This is a genomic window from Actinomyces sp. ICM58, assembly GCF_000283035.1.
Classification (GTDB): Bacteria; Actinomycetota; Actinomycetes; order Actinomycetales; family Actinomycetaceae; genus Pauljensenia.
The window spans coordinates 1-3,024 of record NZ_ALIY01000173.1 but is presented as its reverse complement, the minus strand read 5'-3'; the positions used below and the strand labels follow the sequence as shown (position 1 = coordinate 3,024).

3 protein-coding genes are annotated in these 3,024 nt (G+C 70.5%); 1 reads left to right on the top strand and 2 read right to left on the bottom strand.

Annotated features, from left to right (window positions below; all coding sequences use genetic code 11):
• On the top strand, window positions 1–796 hold a 796-nt coding region (locus HMPREF1138_RS11315; RefSeq protein ID WP_009058460.1), incomplete at its 5' end, for a hypothetical protein.
• Window positions 797–834: 38 nt separating this feature from the next.
• Here the strand turns inward: HMPREF1138_RS11315 and disA are convergent.
• The gene (disA, locus tag HMPREF1138_RS07810) at window positions 835–1,905 is read right to left on the bottom strand and encodes a DNA integrity scanning diadenylate cyclase DisA (protein ID WP_009058458.1); all 1,071 of its coding nucleotides are present in this window, start codon (window positions 1,903–1,905) and stop codon (window positions 835–837) included.
• Window positions 1,906–1,941: 36 nt separating this feature from the next.
• The coding region (locus tag HMPREF1138_RS07805; protein WP_009058459.1) for a DNA repair protein RadA at window positions 1,942–3,024 on the bottom strand (1,083 nt) is incomplete at its 5' end.

Sequence of the window (3,024 nt, the reverse complement as noted above, 5' to 3'; positions counted from 1 at the left end):
GCGCACGGGTCAGCGCCCCGCGTCGTCGAAGGTGCGAGGCGCCGCGAGGCCCTCGTCGGGTGGCGGCAGACGCCCCCCGGTCAACCTGTGGCCGAGGCGCATCATCACGGGCCTGGGCCTGCTCCTCATCATTGCCCTCATCGTGTGGGGTATCGTCGCGCTCGTGCGTGCCGTCATCGGCGCCATCAGCCCCGACCCCGCGCCGCAGTCCAGCCCGCAGTCCGTCCAATCCGGCGCGGTTGACGCCTCGGGCTACACGCTCAAGGGCGGCCAGGAGGCCACCGCAGACGGCCTGCTCACGAACGGCACCCAGATCGATATCCCCGCCTGCCTCGAGCGCGACATCAGGGTGAGCGCCAAGGCGTCCGAGGCCTCGTCGGGCTCCGCGATGCCCGTGACCCTGACCCTCGAGAACCGCGGCGCGGTGGCCTGTTCGACATCCCTGGCGAATTTCTCCCTGCAGGTCAGTACGGGCGACCAGCTGGTGTACAACTCCGCGCGGTGCGAGCAGGATCAACAGTCCTCCACGACGCTGTTGCTGCGCCCAAACGGCACGTGGACGGGATCGTTGAGCTGGGATGGCTACGTGTACACGGACGGGTGTACGCCGCCCGCGGGTGGGGCCAGCGCAGCCGCGGCGGGAACCTACAAGGTGGTCGTCACCATGGGTGGGCGCGAGGTCGGCTCGACGGTCGTTGGCGTGACGCCCGCTCCCGTGCCCCAGTCGGGCGCGCAGTCCGGCGCCCAGTCCGGCGCCCAATCGGGGGCGCAGCCGGGCGAGCGGCGTTCACGCTAGCGAGGCCGGGGCTCCCGTTCCGGTGCCTGGGCCTCGCGTTACCAGCCGACGACCCCCGCGCCGACCGCCTGCGCCTGGTGGGCCAGGTTTTCGGCGATGAGCTGGGCGCGGTAGTGGCCGACGCCGTCGATGACCTCGATGTCCTCGATCGACGCTTCGCGCAGCTGCGTGAGGGTGGAAAAGTGCGCGGAGACGGCCTTGATGGCGTTCCAGGACAGGTGGGGGACCAGGGAGAGGGCGCGCACGCCCCGGGGCGTGATTTCGCGGTCCAGGTCCGCGACCTCGTACACGTCCAGGCCGAGGATGTTCGCGATGGCGGTCAGGTCCACGATCCGCTCGGAGCCCAGCGAGGACAGTTCGGCCTCGACGCGTGCGACGTCCTCGGGGTCGTGGATGTAGTCGCGCATGACGAGGGCGCGTTCGGAGGCAGAGCCGCGCACCAGGTCCTCGACTTGCAGGGCGAGCAGGCGCCCCTCGGAGCCGAGCTCCTCCAGGTATTCGGTGATTTCGGAGGTGATGCGCCGGATCATCTCCATGCGCTGCATGACGGTGGCGACGTCGCGCACGGTCGCGCTGTCGCGCATTTCGAGGATGGTGAGGGTCTGGAGGACCTCGTCGAGGCGCTGACTGTAGCGGTCCAGGGTGTCCACGGCCAGGTTGGCGCGCGACAGGAGGGCCTCGGGTTCTTCGACGAGGCGGTGTTCGGTTCCCACGTAGATGGAGATCATGCGCATGGACGCGGAGAGCGACAGGACGGGCAGGTGCGTCTGGCGCGCGGTTCGTTGGGCGGTGCGGTGACGCATGCCGGATTCGTCGGTGGGGATCGTGGGGTCGGGGAAGAGCTGGACGTTTGCCTTACGGATGCGCCACAGGTCGGGGTCGATGATGACGGCGCCGTCCATCTTGCAGAGCTCGCGCAGGCGTGCGGCCGTGAAGGCGATGTCGAGGTCGAAGCCGCCCGAGCACATGGCCTGCACTTCGGGCGTGTAGCCGAGGACGATGAGCGCGCCCGTGTGGGAGCGCTGGATTCGTTCCAGTCCCTCGCGTAGAGGCGTGCCGGGCGCGACTGCGCGCAGTGCTTCTCGAAGGATCGCTGCGTCGGACGTCAATGTGCTTCCCTCCCAATCGAGTAGGTTCGGTCTCTATTATTGCGAGTCCGTGGGGAATGCGACGCGAATCGCCGTCGCCAAATCAGAGACAGTGAACACGGTGATGCCCTCGACGCCGGCGAGGTCTTCGCTGCCCTGGGCTGGGACGATGGCGCTGGCGAAGCCCAGGCGGGCGGCTTCGGCGAGGCGGCGCTGGGTGCCCGTGCAGGCCCGGACCTCGCCGGTGAGGGAGATTTCCCCGACCGCGACGAGGTCGGGGCGCGGGGGAGTGCCCTTCAGGGAGGACACGATGGAGATGGCCATCGCCAGGTCGATGGCGGGTTCGACGGTGCGCGCCCCGCCCACGGTGGACACGTAGACGTCTGCGCCCGACGTGTCCGCGCCGATGCGGGCCTGGAGGACCGCCAGGATCATGGCGACGCGCGCGTGGTCGACGCCCGACGTGGTGCGCCGGGGGGAGCCCCCGGAGGAGGGGGCGACGAGGGACTGGATTTCGGTGGGCAGCGGGCGCCTGCCCTCGAGGGAGACCGCCGCGCAGGTGCCGGGCACGCCGCGCGTCGTGCGCGACAGGAACAGGCCCGACGGATCGGCCAGGCCGTAGATCCCCGAGTCCGTCAGCTCGAAGCAGCCGACCTCGTCGGTGGGGCCGTAGCGGTTTTTCACCGCGCGCAGCAGGCGCAGCCGCGAGTGGCGGTCGCCCTCGAACTGGCAGACGACGTCCACGAGGTGCTCGAGGACGCGCGGGCCCGCGATGCCCCCGTCCTTGGTGACGTGGCCGACCAGGAGGGTCGGCAGGTCGGATTCCTTGGCGACCCGGATGAGGGAAGCGGCGACCGCGCGCACCTGGGCGACGCCGCCCGCCCCGCCCTCGACCTGGGTGGAGGAGATCGTCTGCACCGAGTCGACGATTAGGAGGGAGGGACAAGCCTGCTGGACGTGCCCGAGGACGACGCCGAGCTCCGTCTCATCCGCGATCAACAGGTTCGGCTCCAACGCGCCGATGCGTTCCGCGCGCCCGCGCACCTGCGCCGCCGACTCCTCGCCCGTCACGTACAGGACGGGTCCGCGCCCACCGGCCGCCGCCGTGCGCGCCGCCTTCGCGGCCACGTCCAGCAGGAG